The 23,583-nt window shown below is 71.7% G+C and carries 27 protein-coding genes and 3 tRNA genes; 11 read left to right on the plus strand and 19 right to left on the minus strand.

The genetic code is table 11. The features are described 5' to 3' along the window. Positions 1-142: 142 nt before the first annotated feature. Positions 143-520 (plus strand): hypothetical protein, encoded by a 378-nt coding sequence (locus P3T41_RS19745; RefSeq protein ID WP_280691279.1) that lies wholly within the window; start codon positions 143-145, stop codon positions 518-520. Between the two features lie 36 nt (positions 521-556). Here P3T41_RS19745 and crcB read toward each other — a convergent pair whose 3' ends face one another. The 4 genes from crcB to P3T41_RS19765 are packed head-to-tail and all read right to left on the minus strand — an operon-like array spanning position 557 to position 2,344. Then, a complete protein-coding gene (gene crcB, locus P3T41_RS19750; protein WP_280691280.1) occupies positions 557-931 on the minus strand; it encodes a fluoride efflux transporter CrcB in 375 nt (124 codons plus the stop codon). Beyond that, positions 928-1,260 (minus strand): DUF190 domain-containing protein, encoded by a 333-nt coding sequence (locus P3T41_RS19755; RefSeq protein WP_280691281.1) that lies wholly within the window; start codon positions 1,258-1,260, stop codon positions 928-930. Before P3T41_RS19755 ends, crcB begins: the two co-directional genes overlap by 4 nt. Next, complete coding sequence (locus tag P3T41_RS19760) at positions 1,257-1,682, minus strand: CrcB family protein (RefSeq protein ID WP_280691282.1); 426 nt, start codon at positions 1,680-1,682, stop codon at positions 1,257-1,259. Before P3T41_RS19760 ends, P3T41_RS19755 begins: the two co-directional genes overlap by 4 nt. Continuing rightward, positions 1,679-2,344 (minus strand): MOSC domain-containing protein, encoded by a 666-nt coding sequence (locus P3T41_RS19765; protein WP_280691283.1) that lies wholly within the window; start codon positions 2,342-2,344, stop codon positions 1,679-1,681. The genes P3T41_RS19760 and P3T41_RS19765 overlap by 4 nt, the downstream gene beginning before the upstream one ends. Before the next feature lie 89 nt (positions 2,345-2,433). Here P3T41_RS19765 and P3T41_RS19770 point away from each other — a divergent pair, with 89 nt between their 5' ends. The 3 genes from P3T41_RS19770 to P3T41_RS19780 are packed head-to-tail and all read left to right on the plus strand — an operon-like array spanning position 2,434 to position 3,857. After that, complete coding sequence (locus P3T41_RS19770; protein WP_280691284.1) at positions 2,434-2,964, plus strand: ion channel; 531 nt, start codon at positions 2,434-2,436, stop codon at positions 2,962-2,964. Between the two features lie 31 nt (positions 2,965-2,995). Next, complete coding sequence (locus P3T41_RS19775; RefSeq protein ID WP_280691285.1) at positions 2,996-3,190, plus strand: hypothetical protein; 195 nt, start codon at positions 2,996-2,998, stop codon at positions 3,188-3,190. Between the two features lie 40 nt (positions 3,191-3,230). After that, on the plus strand, positions 3,231-3,857 hold the full coding sequence (locus tag P3T41_RS19780; RefSeq protein WP_280691286.1) for an HAD hydrolase-like protein: 627 nt from the start codon (positions 3,231-3,233) through the stop codon (positions 3,855-3,857). A gap of 98 nt (positions 3,858-3,955) precedes the next feature. On the opposite strand, the gene P3T41_RS19785 is transcribed toward P3T41_RS19780, so the two are convergent. After that, positions 3,956-4,039, minus strand: a tRNA-Leu gene (locus tag P3T41_RS19785). A 464-nt stretch (positions 4,040-4,503) separates the two neighbouring features. Here P3T41_RS19785 and P3T41_RS19790 point away from each other — a divergent pair. The 5 genes from P3T41_RS19790 (at position 4,504) to pknB (ending at position 11,712) form a co-directional block, all read left to right on the plus strand. Then, on the plus strand, positions 4,504-5,382 hold the full coding sequence (locus tag P3T41_RS19790; protein WP_280691287.1) for a DUF3662 and FHA domain-containing protein: 879 nt from the start codon (positions 4,504-4,506) through the stop codon (positions 5,380-5,382). A gap of 11 nt (positions 5,383-5,393) precedes the next feature. Further along, complete coding sequence (locus P3T41_RS19795) at positions 5,394-5,963, plus strand: FHA domain-containing protein (protein WP_280691288.1); 570 nt, start codon at positions 5,394-5,396, stop codon at positions 5,961-5,963. A gap of 98 nt (positions 5,964-6,061) precedes the next feature. After that, positions 6,062-7,726: a protein phosphatase 2C domain-containing protein gene (locus P3T41_RS19800; RefSeq protein ID WP_280691289.1), complete on the plus strand. Its 1,665-nt coding sequence runs from the start codon at positions 6,062-6,064 to the stop codon at positions 7,724-7,726. Between the two features lie 143 nt (positions 7,727-7,869). Then, the gene (locus tag P3T41_RS19805) at positions 7,870-9,330 is read left to right on the plus strand and encodes a penicillin-binding transpeptidase domain-containing protein (protein WP_280691290.1); all 1,461 of its coding nucleotides are present in this window, start codon (positions 7,870-7,872) and stop codon (positions 9,328-9,330) included. Positions 9,331-9,606: 276 nt separating this feature from the next. Then, the gene (gene pknB / locus P3T41_RS19810; RefSeq protein ID WP_280691291.1) at positions 9,607-11,712 is read left to right on the plus strand and encodes a Stk1 family PASTA domain-containing Ser/Thr kinase; all 2,106 of its coding nucleotides are present in this window, start codon (positions 9,607-9,609) and stop codon (positions 11,710-11,712) included. Positions 11,713-11,802: 90 nt separating this feature from the next. Here the strand turns inward: pknB and P3T41_RS19815 are convergent, their stop codons facing one another. The 6 genes from P3T41_RS19815 to P3T41_RS19840 form a co-directional block, all read right to left on the minus strand. Beyond that, positions 11,803-12,474: a hypothetical protein gene (locus tag P3T41_RS19815; RefSeq protein WP_280691292.1), complete on the minus strand. Its 672-nt coding sequence runs from the start codon at positions 12,472-12,474 to the stop codon at positions 11,803-11,805. Positions 12,475-12,630: 156 nt separating this feature from the next. Next, the gene (locus P3T41_RS19820; RefSeq protein WP_280691335.1) at positions 12,631-13,350 is read right to left on the minus strand and encodes a class E sortase; all 720 of its coding nucleotides are present in this window, start codon (positions 13,348-13,350) and stop codon (positions 12,631-12,633) included. A 76-nt stretch (positions 13,351-13,426) separates the two neighbouring features. Next, positions 13,427-14,581, minus strand: a complete 1,155-nt coding sequence (locus P3T41_RS19825) for a class E sortase (RefSeq protein WP_280691293.1) — start codon at positions 14,579-14,581, stop codon at positions 13,427-13,429. A gap of 13 nt (positions 14,582-14,594) precedes the next feature. Beyond that, positions 14,595-15,257: an aminodeoxychorismate/anthranilate synthase component II gene (locus P3T41_RS19830; RefSeq protein WP_280691294.1), complete on the minus strand. Its 663-nt coding sequence runs from the start codon at positions 15,255-15,257 to the stop codon at positions 14,595-14,597. Positions 15,258-15,342: 85 nt separating this feature from the next. Continuing rightward, entirely contained in the window at positions 15,343-15,513 is a 171-nt protein-coding gene (locus tag P3T41_RS19835) for a hypothetical protein (protein ID WP_280691295.1), read from the minus strand. Between the two features lie 98 nt (positions 15,514-15,611). Beyond that, positions 15,612-16,361: a DUF881 domain-containing protein gene (locus P3T41_RS19840; RefSeq protein WP_280691336.1), complete on the minus strand. Its 750-nt coding sequence runs from the start codon at positions 16,359-16,361 to the stop codon at positions 15,612-15,614. A gap of 186 nt (positions 16,362-16,547) precedes the next feature. Between P3T41_RS19840 and crgA the strand changes: the two genes are divergently transcribed. Continuing rightward, positions 16,548-16,799, plus strand: coding sequence for a cell division protein CrgA (crgA, locus tag P3T41_RS19845; RefSeq protein ID WP_280691296.1), 252 nt, complete (start codon positions 16,548-16,550; stop codon positions 16,797-16,799). Positions 16,800-17,151: 352 nt separating this feature from the next. Here the strand turns inward: crgA and P3T41_RS19850 are convergent, their stop codons facing one another. Both P3T41_RS19850 and P3T41_RS19855 read right to left on the minus strand, forming a co-directional pair. Beyond that, the gene (locus tag P3T41_RS19850) at positions 17,152-18,027 is read right to left on the minus strand and encodes a rhomboid family intramembrane serine protease (protein WP_280691297.1); all 876 of its coding nucleotides are present in this window, start codon (positions 18,025-18,027) and stop codon (positions 17,152-17,154) included. Positions 18,028-18,128: 101 nt separating this feature from the next. Beyond that, a complete protein-coding gene (locus P3T41_RS19855) occupies positions 18,129-18,653 on the minus strand; it encodes a peptidylprolyl isomerase (protein WP_280691298.1) in 525 nt (174 codons plus the stop codon). Positions 18,654-18,846: 193 nt separating this feature from the next. Here P3T41_RS19855 and P3T41_RS19860 point away from each other — a divergent pair, with 193 nt between their 5' ends. Further along, positions 18,847-19,692, plus strand: coding sequence for a DUF5324 family protein (locus P3T41_RS19860; protein ID WP_280691299.1), 846 nt, complete (start codon positions 18,847-18,849; stop codon positions 19,690-19,692). 70 nt (positions 19,693-19,762) lie between these two features. Here P3T41_RS19860 and P3T41_RS19865 read toward each other — a convergent pair. From P3T41_RS19865 to P3T41_RS19890, 6 genes are all read right to left on the minus strand, one after another. After that, positions 19,763-19,835: transfer RNA gene (locus P3T41_RS19865), tRNA-Ala, on the minus strand. 121 nt (positions 19,836-19,956) lie between these two features. Then, a complete protein-coding gene (locus P3T41_RS19870; protein ID WP_211786189.1) occupies positions 19,957-20,085 on the minus strand; it encodes a DLW-39 family protein in 129 nt (42 codons plus the stop codon). Between the two features lie 216 nt (positions 20,086-20,301). Continuing rightward, complete coding sequence (locus P3T41_RS19875; RefSeq protein ID WP_280691300.1) at positions 20,302-21,060, minus strand: protein phosphatase 2C domain-containing protein; 759 nt, start codon at positions 21,058-21,060, stop codon at positions 20,302-20,304. Positions 21,061-21,131: 71 nt separating this feature from the next. Then, positions 21,132-21,205, minus strand: a tRNA-Ile gene (locus P3T41_RS19880). A gap of 16 nt (positions 21,206-21,221) precedes the next feature. Then, positions 21,222-22,634 carry a cyclopropane-fatty-acyl-phospholipid synthase family protein gene (locus P3T41_RS19885; protein ID WP_280691301.1) on the minus strand — a complete coding sequence of 471 codons (1,413 nt, stop codon included), beginning with the start codon at positions 22,632-22,634 and terminating at the stop codon, positions 21,222-21,224. A 321-nt stretch (positions 22,635-22,955) separates the two neighbouring features. Then, positions 22,956-23,570 (minus strand): DUF3566 domain-containing protein, encoded by a 615-nt coding sequence (locus P3T41_RS19890; protein ID WP_280691302.1) that lies wholly within the window; start codon positions 23,568-23,570, stop codon positions 22,956-22,958. Positions 23,571-23,583 lie beyond the last annotated feature (13 nt).

Below are 23,583 nucleotides of genomic sequence, written 5' to 3' on the forward strand. Positions count from 1 at the left end.
CACGATCACCCAAGGCCGCCGCCAACTGCCGATACTTTCGATCAACTATCGCTCAACAGCGGTCAGTAGATCGTCCGGGCCCGACCGACTCCCTACTCTCGGGAGTGGCTCGGGAGTATCCGAACGACCCGTGGAGGCAGCGATGACCGGTGTGGAGATTGCCCTCAAGGAGGCCCTGGCGATCGAGGGCGCCATCGGCGCGGCCCTGGTGGACCTCGGTAGCGGGATGGCCCTGGGCACCCTGGGCCAGGCGGCCGATCTCGACCTGACCCTCGCGGCGGCCGGCAGCACCGACGTGGTGCGGGCCACCCTGCGCTCCGCGGAGCTGCAGGGAAAGGCGGGCGGCGAGGCGATGGAGGACATCCTCACCACCCTGACCCACCAGTACCACCTGGTCCGCCCGCTCACCGGAGCCGGCGGCCAGGGCCTCTTCTTCTACCTGGTGCTGGACCGGGCCCGGGCCAACCTGGCGATGGCCCGCCATCACATCCGCCGGATCGAGAGCGAGCTGACCATCTGACAAACGGCCACCAACCAGGCCGGCCGAGCAACCGGGTCAGCCGAGCAACCGGGCCAGTTCCGCCCCGAGGTACGCGGCACCGACGCCGCCCAGCAGCGAAAGGCCGACATTGGCCGCCGCGTACCGCCGGGCCCCGCTCTCGACCAGTCGCAGCGTCTCGTAGCCGAACGTCGAGTAGGTGGTCAGCGCCCCGCAGAACCCGGTGCCGACCAGCAACTGCCAGTGCGACGAGGCGGCCCCCGCCAGCACCGCGCCGGTCACCAGGCCCAGTACCAGGGTGCCGAACAGGTTCACCGCGAAGGTCCCCCACGGGAACACCGAGTCGTGCCTGGCCTGCACCGCACGGTCCGTCAGATACCGCGCCGGTGCCCCCACCAGCGCCCCGATCGCCACCAGCAGGTATCCGCTCACCGCGGCGGCTCCCCGAACCGGACCACCTCGACCGGCTCCACCGTCACCAGCCCCCGGGTCACCAGGCCGGCCAGCTTCGGCAGGAAGGCCCGCACCCGCTCCTCCTCGTCCACGATCACCACGGCCACCGGCAGGTCCTCGCTCATCGACAGCAACCGCGCCGAGTGCACCGTACGGGACGCCCCGAAGCCCTCCACCCCGTGGAAGACCGAGGCCCCGGCCAGCCCGGCCGCGTGCGCCCGGTGCACGATCTCGGTGGCCACCGGCCGGTGGTGCCAGGTGTCGGTGTCACCGACGATCACCGTCAGCCGCAGCGTCGGCCCGTTCATCGCGTCCGCCCGGCGCGGGCCAGCACCCGCCGCGTCGCTCCGGCCCCGCCGGCCACCGCCACCATCGCCGCCACCAGGGTGAGCGCCAGGTAGCCGAACGCCGTGCCCGCCTCGCCCCTGGCCAACAGCCGCTGGATGTCCACGCAGTAGGTGGAGAACGTGGTGAACCCGCCCAGCACGCCGGTCCCGAAGAACGGGCGGACCAACCGGTGCGCCGGGCGCCCCTCGGTGATCGCCACCAGGAAGGCCCCGATCACCAGGCACCCCAACACGTTGATCAGCAGTGTGGTCCACGGGAAGCAGCCGGCCGCCGTCGGCCACAGCCGCCCCGCCTCGTACCGGGCCTCGGCCCCGAGCACGCCGCCGACCGCGACCACCGCGACGGCGTCCAGCGGCAGTTCCCGCGGCCCCCGCCCGCTCACGACACCGCCCGCCGGTCGGCCAGCCGGCGAGCCGCCCGCTCCCGGGTCGCCACCGGCAGTTCGGCGACGTCCACCAGCCGGTGCAGCAGCTCCGGCTCGCCGGTCAGCGCCCGGAACGTGGTCGCCACATCGAGCCCGTGCGAGGGCCGGTGCACCACCCGCACCGCATCGCCCGCGCACACCGCCCCGTCCCGGAGCACCCGCAGGTAGGCGCCCGGCAACGCCCGCTGGGTGAACCGCTTCACCCAGCCGCGCTCGTCCAGCCAGCCCGCGAAGGTCCGGCACGGGATCCGCGGCACCGAGACCTCCAGCAGCAGCGTCTCGCCGACCAGCCAACGCTCGCCGATCACCGCGCCGTTCACGTCCAGGCCCTCGGTGGTGAGGTTCTCGCCGAACTCCCCGGGCCGCAGCGCGCGCCCCAACTCCGCCGCCCAGCGCGCCAGGTCCTCCCAGGCATAGGCGTAGACGGCCTGCTCGGGGCCGCCGTGGTTGCGCAGGTCGCAGATCGCGTCCCCGGCCAGCCCGCCGCCCTGGGCCGGCGCCGAGACCTCGACGGGGCCGGCCACGGACCGCTTGTCGATCCCGGTCACACCCGGCTCGGAGAACTCCGTCGGGGTGGCCGTGCCGATGTTCACCGACCGGACGAAGGCAACTGATTCCATACGCCCAAGCTACCGCCGTCGCCCGCCGGGCCTCCCCCTGACGGCCCAACTGGGAAGCCGCCCGCCCGCCGCCCGCACAGGCTGGGCACATGGACAAGCCGCCCCGTGCCCCGCTCTGGCTCTGGCTGCTGCTGCCCTGCGCTCCGGTGCTGCTGTTCGCCGCCTACTTCACCGTGCCGCTGGGCACCTTCGGCCCCCACCACCCGGTGCTCAGCTGGACCGTCTTCGGACTGCTGCTGGCGCTGCTGGCCGGGCTGCTGCTGCGGGAGATCCAGTCGATCATGCTGGAGCGCCCACGCGGGCTGCCCGGGATCGTCATCCTGCTGCTGAGCATCGTGACCCTGCTGGTCTTCTCCACCTGCTACCTCGCGCTGGCCCGCGCTCCGAACCAGTTCACCGGCCTGAGCACCCGGGTCGACGCGCTCTACTTCACCGTCATCACCGCGGCGACGGTGGGCTACGGCGACATCGTCCCGGTCAGCCAGACCGCCCGGGTCATCGTGATGGTGCAGATCCTCTACACCCTGGTCTTCCTCACCGCCGCCGCGACCGCGGTCGGCCAGCGGGTGCGCGGCCAGCTGGACGTCCGGGCCCGCCGCCGCCAGGACGAACGCGGTTGAGCTTTGCCACCGGCGAGGCGATGCTGGTCAGGTGACCGGCATCTTCGACGAGGAGTTGCGCGAGCAGCTGGCCCTGGCCCGCAAGGCCCTGGCCCAGGCCCGCGCCGACGGCGATCTCGACGGCGTCCAGGCCTACCAGGGCCGGATCGCCGGCCTGCTGCGCACCGCCACCAAGCACGGCATCGCCCTCGAGCACACCGAGGAGGAGGAAGGCGGCGAGAGCTGACGCCGTCCTCCACTTGCCGGTCGGTCTAAGGTGATCGGCCATGGAAGACCGAGCACCTGTGACGCCGCTGACCGTCGGCTTCGACCTCGACATGACGCTGATCGACACCCGGCCGGGCATCAAGCGGTGCTACGACCTGCTGGCCGCCGAGACCGGCACCGCCATCGACAGCGACCTGGTGGTCAGCCGGCTCGGCCCGCCCGTCGAACAGGAGCTGGCCAACTGGTTCCCCGCCGAGGCGATCCAGACCGTCGCGGACCGCTATCGCGCGCTCTACGCCGAGCACGGCATCGAGGGTTCCACCGCGCTGCCCGGTGCCCACGAGGCGATCGCCGCCGTGCGCCGGCACGGCGGGCGGGTCATCGTGGTCACCGGCAAGTACGAGCCGAACGCCCGACGCAACCTCGACGCCGCGCGGCTGCCGGTGGACGGCCTGTACGGGACGGTCTTCGGCGCGCAGAAGGGCGCCGTGCTGCGGGCCGAGGGCGCGAGCGTCTACGTCGGGGACCACCTCGGCGACATCGAGGGCGCCCGGGTCGCCGGCGCGCTGGCCGTGGCGGTCGCCACCGGCCCCTACGCCGCCGCCGAACTCGCCGCCGCGGGCGCGGACGCCGTGCTGCCCCAACTGACCGCGTTCCCCCGGTGGCTGGCGGACCTGCGGTCCTGAGCCCTGCCGAAGCGGCCCCACGGGCGGGCCGCTTCGGGGCCCGGAAATGCGTTGAGGCCGGTCGCCCCGACTTTCGTCGGACCGACCGGCCTCATCTGTGCGCGAGGGGGGAGTTGAACCCCCACGCCCTTTCGGGCACTGGAACCTGAATCCAGCGCGTCTGCCTATTCCGCCACCCGCGCAAGGTGTTGTCGAAGATGCTAACCGATCGTCCGGGTGAGGTCGAATCGGTTTGGACCCGCTTCGCTTCCCACTCGGCCGGCTTCGGCTCCCTCTCGGGCGCCCCTTCCGACGTGGAAAACATTAGCACGCCCCTCGAGCAACCTACGAATCGTTCCCAGGCCACGGCCTGCACGTCTGCCTCCGAAGCGCCACTCGAACGGCTCGACGAACAGCCCGGTCAACTGTCCGACGGACGGCTTGGCGAACGGGTGAGCGAGGGATGAGCATCCACCGCCAGGGGTACCTCTCGTTGCACCGGAACCGCCGCGGCGGCCAAGGTGTGCGCAAGCCCACCCGCCCGCGGCGGGTGGCCGGGGAACCGTACAGATGGCCAAGGCGTGGATACGATCAGTACGGAAGTTCCGCAATCGGGCCCGCGGCGGCCCGACCCAGCAGCCGAGAGACCTTTGGAAGGGGGTGCCCAGTGGGAGTCATGAAGAAGTTCGAGCAGCGACTCGAGGGTCTCGTGAACGGCACCTTCGCCAAGGTGTTCAAGTCCGAAGTCCAGCCCGTGGAGATCGCCGGTGCGCTGCAGCGCGAGTGCGACAACAACGCCACCATCTGGAACCGCGACCGCACCGTGGTGCCGAACGACTTCATCGTCGAGCTCAGCCCGCACGACTACGAGCGGCTCAGCCCCTACGCCGGCCAACTCGGCCAGGAGCTCTCCGGCATGGTGCTGGAGTACGCCGAGGCGCAGCGCTACAGCTTCCTCGGCCCGCTGCAGGTGAACCTGGAACGGGCCGACGACCTGGACACCGGTCTGTACCGGGTGCGCAGCCGCACCCTGGCCGGCGACACCCCCGAGCCGCCGGCCGCCGCGGCGCCGGCCCAGCCCGGCCACGGCCGCGCGCCGAGCGAGGCACCGGGTGCGCAGGGCGCACCGTGGCAGCAGAGCAGTGCGCCGACGTACGCCGGTGCGCCGCCCGCGCCGAGCGCGCCGCCGGCCATGCCCCCGGCACCGCCGACCGCCGGGATGGGCAGCAATGTGCGCCCGTTCCCCGGCGCCGGTACCGGCGCGGGCACCCGGCGCTGGATCGAGGTCAACGGCACCCGCCACCAGATCACCGGCAGCGCCTGTGTGCTGGGCCGCTCCACCGAGGCGGACGTGCGGATCGACGACCCCGGGGTCTCCCGCAAGCACGCCGAGATCCGCCCCGGCACCCCGGCCATGGTGCTCGACCTGGGGTCCACCAACGGCATCGTGGTGGACGGACAGCACACCCAGCGCGCTACGCTCCGCGACGGCTCGCGGATCGTCGTGGGCTCCACGACGATCATCTACCGACAGGTCGAAGGGTAGGGCGAGCTCCGGTGTCCGAACTGACTCTGACAGTCCTCCGGCTGGGTTTCCTGGCCGTGCTGTGGCTGTTCGTCATCGTCGCGGTCCAGGTGATCCGCAGCGATCTGTTCGGCGCCAAGGCAGGCGGCAGGGCCGGCCGACGCGGCGGGCGCGCCGCGGCCACGGCGACCGCCGGCGGGGCTCCGACCCCGGTCGCCGCCCCGCCGCGGCAGCAGCCCGGCGGTCCGCGGGAAGGCGCCCAGGCCGGCCAGAGCGGCGGCCAGCGCGGTCGCCGCGCCGCATCCGCCGGCCCGACCCAGCTGGTCGTGGTCGAGGGCGCGCTGGCCGGTACCACGGTCGCACTGCAGGGCCAGGTCATCACGCTCGGTCGGGCCCACGACTCCACGATCGTGCTCGACGACGACTACGCCTCATCGCGGCATGCCAGGATCTACCCCGACCAGACTGGGCAGTGGACCGTGGAGGATCTAGGCTCCACCAACGGCACGTATCTCGACCGGCAGCGGCTGACCACGCCGATGCCGCTGCAGGTGGGAGTGCCGATCCGTATCGGCAGGACCGTCATCGAACTGCGGAAGTAGTAGCGCATGAGGGACAGCACCCCGTCCAAGACCAGCCGGGACGGCAGCGCGATGGCTGCCGCGGCCCTGCGCGAGGCCCAGAGGGGGGCACGCACCGTATGAGCCTCGTGCTGCGTTTCGCCGCCGGTTCCCACAAGGGCCTGATCCGGGAGGGGAACGAGGACTCCGGCTACGCCGGCCCTCGGCTGCTCGCCGTGGCCGACGGCATGGGCGGCGCGGCGGCCGGTGAGGTGGCCTCCGCCGAGGCCCTCAGTTCGATCATCTCGCTCGACGACGCCGACCCGCACGCCGACCTGCTGACCCTGCTGAACGACGCCGTGCAGGCCGCCAACGAGCGGCTGCGCGTGATGGTCGAGCAGGACCCGCAGCTGGAGGGCATGGGCTGCACCCTCACCGCGCTGCTCTGGACCGGCGAGCGGATGGGCCTGGTGCACGTCGGCGATTCGCGGGCCTACCTGCTGCGGGACGGCGCGCTGACCCAGATCACCCAGGACCACACCTGGGTGCAGCGGCTGGTCGACGAGGGCCGGATCACTCCGGAGGAGGCCGAGACGCACCCGCAGCGCTCGCTGCTGATGCGCGCGCTGGACGGCCGCGGCCAGGTCGAGCCCGACCTGTCGATCCGCGAGGTCCGGGCCGGTGACCGCTACCTGATCTGCTCCGACGGCCTGTCCGGACCGGTCAGCCACCAGACCCTGGAAGAGACGCTGGGGAGCTTCTACGCCCCCGAGCCGACCATCCAGGAGCTGATCCAGCTCGCCCTGCGCGGCGGCGGCCCCGACAACATCACCTGCGTCGTGGCCGACGTGCTCGACGTGGGCCCCAGCGACACCCTCAGCGGCCAGTTCGCCACCGCCCCCGTGGTGGTCGGCGCGGTGGCCGAGGGCCCGCACGGCACCGCCGTGGACCACCAGATCATCGACACCCCGGCCGGCCGGGCCGCGGGCCTCGGCCGCCCGCAGTCCCCGCCGCCCGGCGCCTTCGGCCCGCCCGCCGGCTACGGCGGCGCGCCCGGTGGCTTCGGCCCGGCCGAGGGCTACGGCGAGACCTACGGCGAGGCGCACCCGGAGGGCTACGGCGAGGGGTACGGCGACGGCTACGGCCAGGCCGGCTATCCCCAGGAGGGCTACGGCACCGGCCAGCCCGGCGAGGGCTACGGCACCGCCCCGGCCGAGCCCGACGGCTACCCGGTCCCCGAGCAGCCGAAGAAGCGCCGCTGGTTCCGGCGCTCGGCGATCACCGTGCTCGCGCTCGGCCTGGTCGGCGGCGCCGCGTACGCCGGCTACCAGTGGACCCAGGGCCAGTACTACGTCGGCGAGCGCGACGGCCACGTCGCCGTGTACCAGGGGATCAACCAGGACCTGCCGGGGCTGCAGCTCTCCTCGGTCCAGCAGGAGTACCCGGACGCGGCGATCACGGACCTGCCCGCCGACCAGCAGAGCCAGCTGCGGAGCACCGTCTCCGCGGACAGCCTGAGCGCCGCCACCGCACAGGCCGACCACTTCAGGGCGCAGGCCTCGGCCTGCCACAAGCTGAAGCAGGGCGGTGCCTCGCCGGCCGCCACGGCGACCAACGCCGCGCTGGAGACCACGCCCAGGGTGGGCGCCTCACCGGCCGTGCCGAGCCCCTCGGCCACCACCACGGCGCAACCCAGCCCGAGCACGACCCCGCAGGCCGGCGGCTCGCCCAGCGCCCCCGCCTCCCCGAGCGGACCGCCCCCGCTCACCGCGGACGAGCAGCCGCTGGCGAAGAACTGCTCCTGAGCGGCCCGACCGCCGCTTCCGGGGGCGGGGCCGTCGGCCCCGCCCCCGGAAGCGACCCGGGCGGTCAGCGGGTGAGCGTTCGTGCGGTTGAATGACTTCGCCGTGCCAAGCGCAGTACGCACCGAGGAGGGGACCGCGTCTCAATGAACCAGCCCATTCGACGGGTCTCCGTCTTCTGCATGGTCCTGATCTTCGCGCTGCTGCTGCGGACCAACTGGATCCAGGCCGTGACGGCCGACTCCTACGCAAGCAACTCGCACAACCTCCGCAGCACCCTCGACGCGTACTCCTACCCGCGCGGCACCATCATGACCGCCGACGGGCAGCCGATGACCGGCTCGAACCTCACCACCGGCTACGAGTACAAGTACAAGACCACCTGGACCAACGGGCCGCTGTACGCCCCGATCACCGGCTACTCCTCGCAGGTCTTCAAATCCAGCGGCCTGGAGTCGCTGGAGAACGGGATCCTCGCCGGCACCGACGACCGGCTCTTCTTCGGCGACACCTGGGACGCGCTGACCGGTGGGAAGAAGCAGGGCGGCAACGTGATCACCACGATCAACTCCAAGGCCCAGCAGGCCGCCTTCCAGGGCCTGGGGAACAAGAAGGGTGCCGCGGTCGCCATCGACCCGCGCACCGGCGCGATCCTGGCCCTGGTCTCCACCCCGTCCTACGACCCGGGCACCTTCGCCGGCAGCAGCACCGCCGAGGGCAAGACCTACAACGCACTCAACAGCGACCCGAACCAGCCGATGCTGGACCGGGCGCTCAAGGAGACCTACCCGCCGGGTTCGACCTTCAAGATCGTCACCGCCGCCACCGCCTTCGAGACCGGCAAGTACCAGAACCCGACCGACCAGACGGACACCCCGGACCAGTACGTCCTGCCGGGCACCAACACCGTGCTGAACAACGACAGCCCCGGCGAGGCGTGCGGCCAGGCCACCCTGATCGACGCCTTCGCGATCTCCTGCAACACCGTCTACGGCAAGCTCGGCGCGGACCTCGGCGAGGAGAAGCTGCTCGCCCAGGCGAACAAGTTCGGCTTCAACGCCACCGTCGACACCCCGATCCGCTCGGCCGCCAGCACCTTCCCGAGCGACTCCACCCCCGACGGCACCGCGATGGACGCCATCGGGCAGCACAACACCGCCGCCACCCCGCTGCAGATGGCGATGGTGGCCGCCGCGGTCGCCAACAACGGCAAGCTGATGCAGCCCTACCTGGTCGGCCAGGAGAAGTCGGGCAGCGGCAGCGTGGTCTCCACGCACGCCGAGAAGGAGATGGACCAGGCGGTCAGCCCCGCCACCGCGCAGAAGCTGCAGCAGATGATGGTCGCCGTGGTGCAGAACGGCACCGGCAAGCTGGCACAGATCCCCGGCGTCGAGGTCGGCGGCAAGACCGGCACCGCCCAGCACGGCACCGACAACAAGGGGCTGCCGTTCGCCTGGTTCGTCTCGTACGCCAAGGTCGGCAACGACATCCCGGTCGCCGTCGCCGTGGTGGTCGAGGACGGCGCCGCGAGCAGCGACGAGATCAGCGGCGGCAGCATCGCCGCGCCGATCGCCAAGTCGATCATGCAGGCCGTCATCGGGCACTGACCCTGACGGCTTTCCGACGAGCTGGGCCATACTGGGCGATCGGACGTGTGATCGGATACCGGTCTGGTCTCAGCTGCCGGGCGTGTCGAGTTGGTACGGCGGCGACCGGTAGCGTATCCGCCAGCAGCGGGTGTGCCCGCGGCTCAGGGCCACGGTTCGACGGGGCCCGGAGATCGGCGTCACAGAACCAACGTGGCGAGGGCAGCGTCAGTACTGGCACGTGCGGGGACACCTACGTCATATCCTCACCGCCCGGTGAGGGAGAGGGTCGGAACTATGGAAGAGCCTCGTCGCCTCGGCGGCAGGTACGAGCTCGGCGGCGTCCTCGGACGCGGTGGCATGGCCGAGGTCTACCTCGCCCACGACACCCGGCTCGGCCGATCCGTAGCGGTGAAGACGCTCCGGGCCGACATGGCCCGGGACCCGTCGTTCCAGGCCCGGTTCCGCCGTGAGGCCCAGTCGGCCGCCTCGCTGAACCACCCCGCGATCGTCGCCGTGTACGACACCGGCGAGGACTACATCGACGGCATCTCCATCCCGTACATCGTGATGGAGTACGTCGAGGGCTCCACGCTGCGCGAGCTGCTGCACTCCGGGCGCCGGCTGCTGCCGGAGCGCGCGCTGGAGATGACCATCGGCATCCTGCAGGCGCTGGAGTACTCGCACCGGGCCGGCATCGTGCACCGCGACATCAAGCCCGCCAACGTGATGCTGACCCGGCAGGGCAACGTCAAGGTGATGGACTTCGGCATCGCGCGCGCCATGGGCGACGCCGGCATGACGATGACCCAGACCTCGGCCGTGATCGGCACCGCGCAGTACCTCTCGCCCGAGCAGGCCAAGGGCGAGACCGTGGACGCCCGCTCCGACCTCTACTCCACCGGCTGCCTGCTGTACGAGCTGCTCACCGTGCGTCCGCCGTTCATCGGCGACTCGCCGGTCGCGGTGGCGTACCAGCACGTGCGCGAGGAGGCCCAGCCGCCGTCCAGCTACGACCCCGAGGTGCGCCCCGAGGTCGACGCGATCGTGCTCAAGGCGCTCGCCAAGGACCGCGACTACCGGTACCAGAGCGCCGACGAGATGCGCGACGACATCGAGCGCTTCCTCGACGGCCTCCCGGTGGCCGCCGCCCAGCAGGCCGCCGCGTACGGCATGGGCGGCTACGGCTACGACCAGAACGGCTACCCGGTCGACCACGACCCGTACGGCCAGACCAACCTGCTGCCGCAGCAGGGCCACGGCGCCGCGCCGACCACCATGCTGCCCCCGGTCGGCCAGCAGGGCGGCCCCGGCTACGACGACGGCTACGGTGGCGACGACGGCTACGGCGAGGGCCCGCGCAGCCGCCGCCGGGACGACCAGCCGAAGAAGAGCAACACCTCCTGGATCATCCTCGCCGTCGCCGCGGTGCTGGTCCTGGTCGGCTCCTTCTTCGTCGCCTCCGCGATGTTCAAGGGCGGCGGGGGCAGCGGCGGATCGACCCAGATCACCGTGCCGACGCTCACCGGCAAGAGCATCGCCGACGCCACCACCGCCGCGAAGGCCGCCAGCAGCAAGCTGACGGTCACTCAGGGCGACCCGATCCCCTGCAACAACGTCGCCAAGGACCTGGTCTGCCAGCAGAACCCGGCGGCCGGCGCGCAGATGGCCAACAACGGCCAGATCACCGTGCAGCTCTCCAGCGGCCCCGGCCAGAGCCCGGTCCCCACGGTCACCGGCCAGACCGCGGACGCCGCCACCCAGGCACTGACCTCGGCCGGCTTCCAGGTCAGCACCCAGTACGCCAACGACGACACCACCCCGCAGAACTCGGTCGTCTCGCAGACCCCGACGGGCGGCAGCCAGGCGGCGCCCAACAGCCAGGTCACCATCGTCATCTCGCAGGGCCCGGGCAAGATCGCGATCACCAACGTGGTCGGCCAGCCCACCGCGGCGGCCGTCCAGGCACTGCAGCAGCAGGGCTTCACGTCGATCGACTCGACCTCGAAGACCGCGCCGTCCACCAACCCGAGCCAGGTGGTCGGCACGGTCGCCGTGCAGAACCCGCCGGCCAACACCAAGACGGCCAAGGGCGCCCAGATCACCCTGACGATCTACGCCGCGCCGACGCAGGTGCAGTTGCCCGACCTGACCAACATGAACGTCAAGGACGCCACCGCGGCACTCACCGCCAAGGGCTTCACCAAGTGGACCTTCTCCGGGCCGAGCGGCAACGACGCGATCGTCACCAACACGAACCCGCCGCCGAACACCCTGGTGGACCCCAGTACCACCATCACGCTCACCACGACGGCGGCCACGCCAACCAAAGGGGGTCCCATCGGCGGGACCTTCGGCTCCCCGCCCTTCTCCAACCCCGGACAAGCACCCCAGGGCAACTAGCCCCTGAACAGCTCTGAAGGGGCTGTGGACAACGATCCTCGTTGTCCACAGCCCCTTCGCCGTTGCTGCCCCTGCTGCCCCATGGCGACCTCACCGCCGCCGGCGTCGGCGCCCACCTCCTGGGGAGGAGCTGAGGGTACAGAGCACGTCCATCCGCCCGCCCAGGGAGTGGACAACGCTCGACGTGTCGGCCAACCGCACCGTGAGCGCCGCCAGCAGCTCCTGGTCGCGCCGCACCTGGGCACTGAGCACGGCATGCCGGGCCTCGAGCGCCGCGATGCCCTGCTGGAGCTCGGTGACGCGCTGCTGGACGGCACGGGTGGCCTGGTCGACGATCTGACCGATGGTCACACCGGACAGGTCGGCCGGCCGCTCCACCGCGTCGAGGAGATGGCGGCGCACCGCTCGGGCGACCTCGCTGTCGCGCAGCAGCATGGCGACGTTGAGGACGGCGCGGCGGGGGAAGAGGCCGAGGCCGGTGCCGGGGACTTTTCTATGGGTCGTGTTGACCCATAGAAAACGCTGCAGGTCCGAACCCTTGAGCAGAACGAAACCGCTCTCGCTCAGCTCGTCACGGTGCCTCCTGACAAGGCTGCGGATGGCCTCGTCATCGACCTCGAAATAGTCGGCCACCATCCGGCGGGTTACATGTACCCCGTCCGGCAGGAGGACCAGCGCCTTCACCTTCTCCAGCGCATCCGTCCGCTCCGCCATGCTCGCGCGCAGGGTGCGCGACTCCAGCAGTACTGCGTCGTTGTTCATCGGGTGACTCCCCTCAGGCGTGAGTGCCACCAGGACCAACGCCTCGCACACCCGCCTGTCACTCCACCGGCGGCGGCGCCCGGGGTCACTCCCCCGGCGTGTTCAGATCCTGCGCGCGCTGCCCCACTGACGTGCTTCGAGCAAGTCAGTGGCCATTCACCCCCGCAACTCCACCGGTGGCGTCCGCTGCGCGTCCACCTGGTCCACCCGCACCAGGCTCCCCCACACGGCCATCCGGTAGCGCGAGGTGTACACCGGCGTGCAGGTGGTCAGCGTGATGTAGCGCCCGGGCTTCGTGTAGCCGGACTCCTGCGGCACCGGGGCGATGATGCCGGTGTCGTACTTGGTGGTCTCCGACAGCGTGGCGTCCACCCGGTAGACGTACCAGCGGTCGCGGGTCTCGACCACGATCGGGTCGTCCTTGCCCACCGCGTCCAGGTCGTGGAACTTGGCGCCGTGGCCGTCCCGGTGCGCCGCCACCGCGAAGTTGCCGACCGGGTCCCAGGGCATGGCCGCGCGGAAGGGCTCCTGGTAGACGCCCGCCACGCCCTGGTTGAGGACCTCGGGGCCGGTGCCCATCTTGATCAGCACCGCGAAGTCCTTGCCCATCGCCGGGACGTGCAGGAACCCGATGCCGTCGTCGCCCGCCCGGAACGGCACGACGGGGCCGACGGGAGCGGTCCAGGTCTGCCGGAGCCGGTCGCCCGCGCGGTCGGCCTGACGGTCCGCCAGCAGGTTGGTCCACCAGAGCGAGTAGCCGACGAAGAGCGCCAGCACCAGGCCGGCCGTGATCAGCAGTTCGCCGAACACCCCGAGCGCCAGCGCGCCCCGGGTGCGGGGGCGGCGCTGCGGGGTGCCGGCGCCCGAGGGGCTCACGGTCGACTGCTGCCACTGGTCCGTCACACCGGCTCCGCTCGTCCACCTGGATGGGGCGGCGCCGGCGTGACGGCGGCTAACCGTTCGTCAGCGCCGGGGGCTGCCCCTGGCTGCGCGGCCGCTCGTCCACCATCTTGCCGAAGACGATGAGCCTTCCCACGGCACTGTACTCGGGGGTACAGGTGGTCATCGTGATGTAGCGGCCCGCCTGGCTGAACGGGGAGCCGTTGGGGATCGGGTTCAGCACCGCGACGTTGTGCGGCGAGGTCTGCGGGATGCCGCCTTCCACCTCGTAGGTGTAGTAGGTGGTCTGGGTCTCGACCACGATCTTGTCGCCGGGGTGGAGTTCGGCGAGCCGGTTGAACGGCTGGCCGTGCGTGGTGCGGTGACCGGCGACGGCGAAGTTGCCGTTCGCGTCGGAGGGCATCGCGGTCCCGGTGTAGTGGCCGACCAGGCCGTGGTCGAGCACCGTCGTGGTGTCAGTGCCCTCGGCGACCGGGTCGGTGAGGCCGATCTTGGGGATGTGGATGATCGCGAAACCCTTGCCGGGCGCGAAGGTCGGCACGGGCGCGGCGGATTGGCCGGGGGCCGGGGTCGGGGCGACGGTGGGGTTGTTCCACTGCTGCTCGAGCTGACTGCGGGTGCTGTTCGCGGCGGCGTCCGCCTGCACGTTGGTCCACCACAGCTGGTAGGCGACGAAGAGCAGCATCACCAGGCCGAAGGTGATGCACAGTTCACCGACCGCGCGGGCGGCGAGCACCCGCTTCGGCTCCTTGGGACGCACCACGGCGCTGCGGCGGCCCGCGGCCCGGCGCCGACCGGTGCCGGAGCGCATCGAGACCTTGCCCTGCGCACGGCGGGCGGCGGGCACCGGCGGAGCCCCGGCGGCGCCGTCCGGGCTGACGGATATCGTGCGCAGCTGCAGCGTCTGATCGGCCAGCCAGGGGTAGGCGGGCTGGTCATCGGGCTGCGCGGGGTCGTAGACGCTCCAGCCGTCCGGCTCGGGCCCGCCAGGGTAGGGGGCGGCGCCCGGCCCGTTCGCGGCCGTCCCGTACCCGGCTCCGCCGTATTCCGGCGTCCCGGGCGCGGGCGTCCCGTGCCTGGGCGTGTCGTACCCAGGCGTGTTGTACCCAGGCGTGTCGTACCCGGGCGTGTCGTAGCCGGCCGGCTGGTACCCGCCCGCCCCCTGCCCGTAGCCCGGGTAGGCGTCCCGGCGTCCCTCCGGACGCACCGCCGTCACGGTCTCAGCCCCGGCCGATCACCGGAGCGAGGCCCGCCGAGCGGCCGACCGCCTCCGGGTCGCCGCACTCGGCCAGCCAGTTGGCCAGCATCCGGTGCCCTCCCTCGGTGAGCACCGATTCCGGGTGGAACTGCACGCCCTCGACGGGCAGTTCCCGGTGCCGCAGACCCATGATGACACCGCTGTGGGTCCGCGCGGTGACCACCAGCTCGGCCGGCACCGTGGCGGGCTCCACGGCCAGCGAGTGGTAGCGGGTGGCGGTCATCGGCGAGGGCAGTCCGGCGAAGACCCCGCCGTCCTCGTGCTCGACCAGGGAGGTCTTGCCGTGCAGCAGTTCGGGCGCCCGGTCGACCACCGCGCCGTAGGCCACCGCGATCGACTGCAGGCCCAGGCAGACGCCGAACAGCGGCAGTCCGGTCGCGGCGCAGTGCCGCACCATCTCGATGCACACCCCGGCCTCCTCGGGTGCGCCCGGCCCCGGGGAGAGCAGGACGCCGTCGTAACCGGCCGCTCCGGCACGCCTGACGGCCCGATCCACCGTCAGCTCGTCGTTGCGGACCACCTCGCAGGTCGCGCCCAGCTGGTAGAGGTACTGGACCAGGTTGAAGACGAAGCTGTCGTAGTTGTCCACCACGAGGATCCGCGGGGCGGTGTCGGGCGAGGCCATGCGTGCTGTCTCCGGGTTCGTGCGGATCGGGCGATCGGGCGGATCGGGCGAGACGAGGGGCGCGGTGACGGCGGTGACGCGGCCGTCAGCCGGACCCGCCGTTGTTCACCGTGACGTCGCCGAAGGGGAGCAGCGGTTCCGCCCAGGGGAAGACGTACTGGAAAAGGATGTAGACCGCCCCGAGGATCAGCAGGATCGAGAGGAAGGCCCGCACCAGGGTGTTCCCCGGCAGGTGCCGCCAGATCCAGCCGTACATGGTGCTCCCTAGGTGATGGGCAGTGGGAAACAGAGTAGACCTCGAAGCTGTGCGCCACGGTGGCCGTGGCCGATCTGCTGGCCGATCTACTGGCCGATCTACTGAGCGGTCGCGGCGTGCAGATCGGTGCTGCCGGTGTAGCCGGGCAGGCTCAGCTCGCTGCTCTCCTGCACCTTCCACCCGAGCCCGTAGGCGGTCACGTACTGCAGGTAGTTGCGGATCGAGGGGTCCGCGTCGACGGCGGCCCGCAGGTCGGCGGTCCGGCCGACCGCCCTGATCACGTACGGCGGCGAGTAGACCCGCCCCTGCAGCAGCAGGGTGTTGCCGACGCAGCGCACCGCGCTGGTGGCGATCAGCCGCTGGTCCATCACCTGCACGCCGCTCGCGCCGCCCCGCCACAGCGCGTTGACCACGGCCTGGATGTCCTGCTGGTGGATCACCAGGTCGTTGACCCCGGGCTCGGGCACGCCGGGGATCCGGGCGGTGGCATCGGGCGGCGCGTCGTTGAGGGTGACCGTCAGGCCCGGGCCCTGCAAAGGGTCCAGGCCCACCTGCTGCTGCAGGGCGGAGAGCCGGTCGCTGTCGGCGGGGCTGCGGCCCTGCTGGCCGGCCAGCTGGTCGGCGCGCTGCTGCTGGGCGGAGAGTTCGGACTGGGTCTGCCGGTTCTGGTCGCTGCGCTGCTGTATCACGTCGCTGAGCCGCAGCAGCGAGTTGTCGGTGCGCAGGTCGATGCCGTGCGCCGCGTGCGCGCTGACGTAGAAGAGCACTCCGGCGAGCGCGAAGACGCCGCAGGTCAGGACACGGCCGACAATTCGGGGCGAGCCGACACGGTCGGAAGCCGGGTCCAGGGGAGGATCACCGGAAATCGAGGAATTCGGCACCGTACCCTTATCTCCTTCCGACCCGGCGAGCCACTACGCTAACGGACGCCGGTGGCATGTGCGGAGCTCAACCCGTACGGACCCGGTCCCCACAGCCGCCCCGCCCCGCTGCACCCTGCGCGGTCTCACAGCGCATCGACAGGAGAGCCCCTCGTGCCGAAGTCTCGACTCCGCAAGAAGTCCGACTACACCCCGCCGGTCACCGCGACCGCAGTCAAGCTGAGCGCCGGGCGCAACTGGGTGGCCCCGGTGATGCTCGCGCTCTTCCTGGTGGGTCTGGTCTGGATCGTCACCTACTACGTGACCAGCGGCAGCTATCCGGTGCAAGCCTGGGGCAACTGGAACATCCTGGTCGGCTTCGGCTTCATCGCCGCCGGCTTCGGTGTCTCCACGCAGTGGAAGTAGTCACCACCCGCTGACCGCCTTCTCGAAAGCCGCCCCGCCGCACGCAGGTGGGGCGGCCCTTCGTGCTGTCCGCGACCGCCCGGCGCTTTTCGCACCAACCGCTTATCCACACGGTTATCCACAGTGGGGAAAAGTTGACCCGTCCTGTGGATAACTCTGCGACACTGCGCCGAGCATTCCTCACCCAGGGCCTGGCGAACCTCCCGCGGGTCCAGAAAACCTCGCAGCGGGACACGCGTAGACCGGGGGACGGAGCGACTGCCGGCAGACAGCCTGTGCGCAACCCGCTGCTCACTGTGGACAACCGAACACCCGACCGCCCTACGCACAGGTGCGCGAAAGCGGCGCGCGATCACCCCGTGAGGCGCGCCGTCTCGACCAGCACCATCGCGACGGTCACGGCCAGCATCAGCACGACCGTGCCCGCCTGCACCAGGTTCCGGTTGGCCCGCGGCGCGTGCATCATGCCGATCCCGGTCAGCACGCCGGCCACCAGGCCGCCCACGTGCGCCCGCCAGTCGATCCCGGGCACCGAGAAGGTGATCACCAGGTTGAAGACGATCAGCGCGACCACCGGACCGACCGGCTGCCGGGCCGCCCGGAAGAGCACCGCGGTGGCGCCGAAGACCCCGAAGATCGCGCCGGAGGCACCCAGCGAGAGCACGCCCTGTCCGGCGACCAGGTAGACCAGCGCGCTGCCGGCCAGTCCCGAAACCAGGTACAGCGCGATGAACCTGAGCCGCCCGAGCACCCGCTCCAGGGTCGGCCCCATCCACCACAGCGCCAGCATGTTGGAGCCCACGTGCAGCGGCTGGACGTGCAGGAAGGTCGCGGTCAGCAGCCGGTACCACTGGTCCGGCCCGGCGGCCACGCCGTAGGCGGTGCCGGTCCGCGAGACCTCGCTGTACAGGATCCACTGCTGCTGCAGCGACTTGTCCAGGTAGGCGGCCACCACGAAGACCGCCAGGTTGATCCCGATCAGGATCTTGGTGACCAGCGCGCCGTCCCCGGTGAGCCGGCCGCCGAACCTGGTCGTGGCCACCCGGGTGGGCTGCACCGCGGCGCCGCGCACGCACTCCGGACACTGGAAGCCGACCGCGGCGTCGATCATGCACTGCGGGCAGATCGGGCGACCGCAGCGCGCGCAGCTGACCCCGGTCTCCTGGTCGGGGTGCCGGTAGCAGCGCGGCAGGGTGTGCGCGCCGGGCGCGGCCTCGTCCTGGACCATCCGGGTTCGTCCTCCTCATGACCGATCCCGGTGCCGCTCCGCGTCGCGGAAGGTCACCGGGATCGTCAAGGCTACTGCCGCCACGGCGGCGCCGACAGGAGTCAGCGGCGGGTGATCTCCACCGACTCGATCACCACGTCGTCGACCGGACGGTCGCCCGGACGGGTCGGGGCCACCGAGATGCCCTGGACGACCTTCTGGCCGGCCTCGTCGACGACCTCGCCGAAGATGGTGTGCTTGCCGGTCAGCCAGGTGGTGGGCGCCACGGTGATGAAGAACTGCGAGCCGTTGGTGCCCGGGCCCGAGTTGGCCATGGCGAGCAGGAACGGGCGGTTGAAGGCGAGGTCCGGGTGGAACTCGTCGGCGAACTTGTAGCCCGGGCCGCCGATGCCCTTACCCAGCGGGTCGCCGCCCTGGATCATGAAGTCCGAGATCACCCGGTGGAAGATCGTGCCGTCGTACAGCTTGGCGTTGCTCTTCTCACCGGTGCCCGGGTGGGTCCACTCGCGGGTGCCCTCGGCCAGCTCCACGAAGTTGCGCACGGTCTTCGGCGCGTGGTCCGGGAAGAGCCGGATCACGATGTCGCCGTGGTTGGTCTTGAGGGTCGCGAACAGTTCCTCGGCCACGAGCTGTGCCTTCCTTCTCTCTTCAACAACTGACCACCGCATCATCCCATGAGCACTCCGCAGGCCTTGGGCCGTCCGGCGGCCTTGGCGGTACGGACGGCCCAGCCCGCCATGCGGTCGGACAAATCGGCATGCATGATCTCGAATCAGCTGGATATGTGCTTAAAGGACGCCACCCAGGAGGAGGATCCCTGTGACCCGCTTGGACACCGCACGTGAGACGGCCGGCAAGACCCTGGACACGCTGGCGCCCTACGCCGCCACCGCCAAGGACACCGCCACGCACTACGCGGACGAGGCCCGCCAGCGACTCGGTCCGGCCCTGGAGGCGCTCGGCCCGCGCTTCGAGGCGGCCGCCGGGCAGGCCAGGACCGGCACCCTGCAGGCCGCTCATTCGGCCAGGGTCGGCTACGTGCGGCACGTCGCCCCTCGTGTCGAGCACGCCTTCGCCACGCTGCCGCCCAAGACCCAGGAGAGCACCCTGCGGGCCGTGCACCGGGCCCAGGAGGCCGCGCTGGCCGCCAAGCACTCCGCGGACCGGGCCGCCGCCCACACCCGCACCAGCACGCTGCCCAGGCTGAACGAGGCCATCGACGGCGCCCGGGCGAGTGCCGGCCCCGCGGTGCACGAGGCCCAGCTCCGCGGCTCGGCCGCGCTCAGCGTGCTGCAGGGCCAGGTGAACGCCGAGCAGGTCAACAAGCTGGCCGCCAGGAACGCCCGCAAGGCCAGGTGCAACCGCACCGCCACCTCGCTCGCGGTGGCCGGCACGGTGGCCATCGGCAGCGGCCTGCTGATCTGGCGCTGGTGGCACCGGCAGAGCGAGCCGGAGTGGCTGATCGAGCCGCCCGAGGTGCAGGGCCCGCCCAACACCGTGCACCCCGCCAGCGGCGCCACCGCCGCGACCGCTCCGCTGAACGGCTCGGGACCCGCTGCGGCCGACGACGATGCCGCCGACGAGGGCGGCGCCCAGGCGGCCCCCGACACCCCGCGCCCCGGCGATGAGCACCCCAAGCCGCACGACCCGCGCAAGCCCCACTGACCGGAGTCGCCCCCGGACATGCCGATGGCCGGCCTGGAGGACCCAGGCCGGCCATCGGCATGTCGAACTGTGGAGCTTAGGAGACTCGAACTCCTGACATCTGCCTTGCAAAGGCAGCGCTCTACCAACTGAGCTAAAGCCCCGTGACGGTGCACCGGGCGCCGTCGGAGAACAGCGTACCGGGTCCGTCGGAAAATCTTGAGCGGGTATCCGACCTGCGCGGCGGGGAGGCCCGGACAGGCCTCCTGTCGTCCGCGCTCGGGGTCAGCGACCGGCCGGGATCGGGTCGGTGGCCTCGGTCCACAGGTCCTGCTCGGCACGGTCGGCCTGAACCTGACGGTAGACAAAGAAGCCGCCGAGGGCGACCAGGGCGACCAGGAGGAGCTTCTTCACCGCGGGACCTCGTCCTTCTCAGCGTGTGGGCGGGCTCAGCAACCGGGGCCCGGATCGGGCGGCCGGGGCTGCGAGTCCTCGGGATGTGCACGTATCAACCGGCGGCCGGCTGGCCAAACCGCCTTGCGGCCGATGATACACACCCGTGTCCTGTCCGAGACCGGCCAGCGGTAGCTCAACCGGCGGACCCTGACCACGGTTTGACGCCCGGGCGGGTCAGCCGCCCAGACCGGGGCGTCCGAAGGCGACCGTCGCGTCGTCGTGCCGCTTGCCCCGGAACCGCCCGGGGGGATCCGCCGCCTCGGCGGCCCGCACCGCCCGCACGGCCCCGGCGGGCCCCTGCTCGTCCAGCGTGTCGAGCAGCCGCCGCCAGGACCAGCCGTACCGCTCCACCAGCCGCGACACCCCGTCGGTGAGCACCGCGAAGCGGACCACCTCGGTGAGCCGGTGGGCGCCGCTGATCGCCTGCTCGGCGGCCTCGGGGCGGGTGCTCGCGACCCAGAAGCCGCCGGGCGCGTTGCGCAGCCCGGCCACCGTCGCCAGGTCGTAGGCGGGCAGGTGGTCGACCCGGTCGTCGAGCACCAGCTCCAGCCGACCGTCCGTCAGTTCGACCAGCACCGGTGAGTCGGCGAGCACCAGGTGCTCCAGCCACGCACCGCGCCGGCGCAGCAGGGCCACGGTGGCCGAGGGACTGTCGGGGTGATCGAGGTCACAGGTGTCCACGTGCAGCGCCCGGACCCGCTCGATCGCCGCCGCCAGCACCTGGGCCAGGGTGAGCTCGGGCTCCTCCACCAGCAGTTGCCCCAGCCGGGCGCCCAGCCGCCGGGTCACCCAGGCCACGTCGTGCTCGCACCCGGTGTTCGGCGCGCTCCTGGTGGCACCGTCCAGCACCACCACGAAGTCCTCGCCGGCCAGCACGAAGTCCTCGTTCGCCCGCTCACCGGGCGCCGCCACCGACACGTACCCGACCCGCACCCGCCGCTCCTCACGCCAGCACAGAAACAGCAGCGCCCCGGATGGTGAACCATCCGGGGCGCTCTCGCAGGTGGGCCTAACAGGACTTGAACCTGTGGCCTCTTCCTTATCAGGGAAGCGCTCTAACCGTCTGAGCTATAGGCCCTTGCCGCACTGAAAGATTAGCGGACCGACGGCCGATCTCCCAAATCCATCTCCCCTGCCCCGTTCGGACGCGCGATCGCAATGTGCAGCTCAGGCGACCTGAGCCGGTCGGGGCCCGGCTGCCCGGGGCGGATCAGCCACTGCTCACGGGTGGCCGGCAGGCGGCTGGCGCCGGCCGGTGCGGTGCGCACGGCGAGCACCTGGTTGACGCCGATCCGGTTCTCCTCGAAGGCGAGCGCGGAGGCGGCCATGTAGAGCCGCCAGACCCGGGCCCGGCCGCGGCCGACCAGGCGGACGGCCTGCGCCCAGCCCGCCTCCAGGTTGGCCACCCACTCGCGCAGGGTCAGCGCGTAGTGCTCGCGCAGCGCTTCGACGTCGCGGACCTCGAAGCCGGCCTCCTCCAGCAGCGAGACGGTGCTGCCCACCGGGGCCAGCTCGCCGTCCGGGAAGACGTAGCGGTTGATGAACGGGCTGCTGCTGTAGGTCTCACCGGGAACGGTGGGGCGGCGGGCGATCTGGTGGTTGAGCAGTCGCCCGCCGGGGACCAGCAGGTCGTACAGGCCCGTCGCGTAGACGCGGTACTGCTCGCTGCCGACGTGCTCGGCCATCCCGACACTGGAGATCGCGTCGTACGGGCCGTCAGGGATCTCCCGGTAGTCCTGCAGGCGGATCTCCACCTGCTCCGCCAGACCGGCGGCGGCCACCCGCTCGCGGGCCAGCGCCACCTGCTCGGCGGAGATGCTCACCCCCACCGCGCTGACGCCGTAGTGCTCGGCCGCGTGCAGGACCAGCGAGCCCCAGCCGCAGCCGACGTCGAGCAGCCGCATGCCGGGCTCGAGGCCGAGCTTGCGGCAGATCAGGTCGAGCTTGGCGAACTGGGCGTCCTCCAGGCTCCTGCTCTCGGGCGTCCAGTAGGCGCAGGAGTAGACCATCGAGCTGCCCAGCACCAGGCGGTAGAAGTCGTTGCCCACGTCGTAGTGGTGGCTGATCGCGGCCCGGTCGCGGCCCCGGCTGTGCAGCCGGCCGACCGGGCGGGCCTCCTCGGGTGGCAGCGGCGGACGCGGGCCGAGCGCGCCGGCTTTGGCCAGCACCGCCAGGGCCCGGCGCCCGCCCGGGCCGGCGAGCTCGCCGGGGCCCAGCCGCAGCGCGCGCACCGCGGGGCGCTCGGCGAAGTGGGCCGCCTCGGCCAGCACCCGGTAGAGGTCCTCGCCGGGACCGAGCTCCAGGTCGCCGGAGACGTAGGCCCGGGCCAGGCCCAGCTCGCCCGGCGCCCAGAGCAGCCGGCGCAGCGCCCGGCGGTTGCGCAGCAGCAGCACAGGGGCGTCCGGCGCCCCGGCCACGCTGCCGTCCCAGGTCTGCAGCCGGAACGGCAACTGGCTGCCGAGCAGCTCCTCCGCCGCGCCGACCAGCTGCGATGCGATCTGTGCCATCCGTGAACCTCCGCGCAACCGAGGGGCTGCCGCCATCTGGCGACCGCCCACTGACCAGAACCGGCAGTCGTGCAGAACGCTTCAGCCAACCCAGCCGTTGACACCCGCTCTTCGAGGCACGCCGAAGAGAGAGCGGCTGTCACCCGATTGACGACCGGACAACGAAGCGGACCCCTTCGATTCAACAACCGAAGGGGTCCGCACATGCCGCGTTTTTCGAAATCGGTTCGTACAGTAGGACGTTCCGCAGAGCGTTCCACCGCGCCCGACGGCCGGATGACGGCCGCTCAGTTCGCCCGCTGCGACCGGCAGCGGGCAGGCTCACTCCTCTTCGGCGAGGGTCAGCTCGATACCGCCGGTGAAGCCGGCCGCCGCGTTGTAGATGAACGAGGCGAGCGTGCAGAGCGCGGTCAGCAGCACCACGTCCACCACCGCGATCAGCGCGGTGTAGGTGATCACCTGGCCGAAGCCGACGTAGTCCATGATGTTGACGCCGCTGCTGGCGCCGCCGGTACCGGAGCCGGTGGCGTCCTTCAGCATGTTGCCCACCGAGCTGAAGACGCCGAGCGAGTCGAGCGTGGTCCACAGCACCGCGGCCGCCACGATCATGACGATGCCGATGGCCAGCGACAGCAGGAAGCTGACCTTCATCACCGACCACGGGTCGGCCTTGACGATCCGCAGCCGCGCCCTGCGGGTGCGGCCCGGCGCCCCGGCGGCGGCCGCGGCGGGCGGGGTGGCGGGCCGGCGCGGCGCGGCGGCGCCCTGCGGCGGGGCGCCCGCGTTGGTCCGGGTGCCGCGCGGCGGGGTCGGCTGCCCCTTGGTGTAGGTGGTCGGCGTCGAGTACCCGGCCGCGCCGCCACCGGGCGGGCTCGGCGGCATCGGCGGCTGGGGCGGCGCCGGGTTGTACCCGCCGCCGGGGCCAACCGTGGACATCAGAGAGGTGGAG

The sequence above is a fragment of the Kitasatospora sp. GAS204B genome, assembly GCF_029892155.1.
GTDB lineage: Bacteria > Actinomycetota > Actinomycetes > Streptomycetales > Streptomycetaceae > Kitasatospora.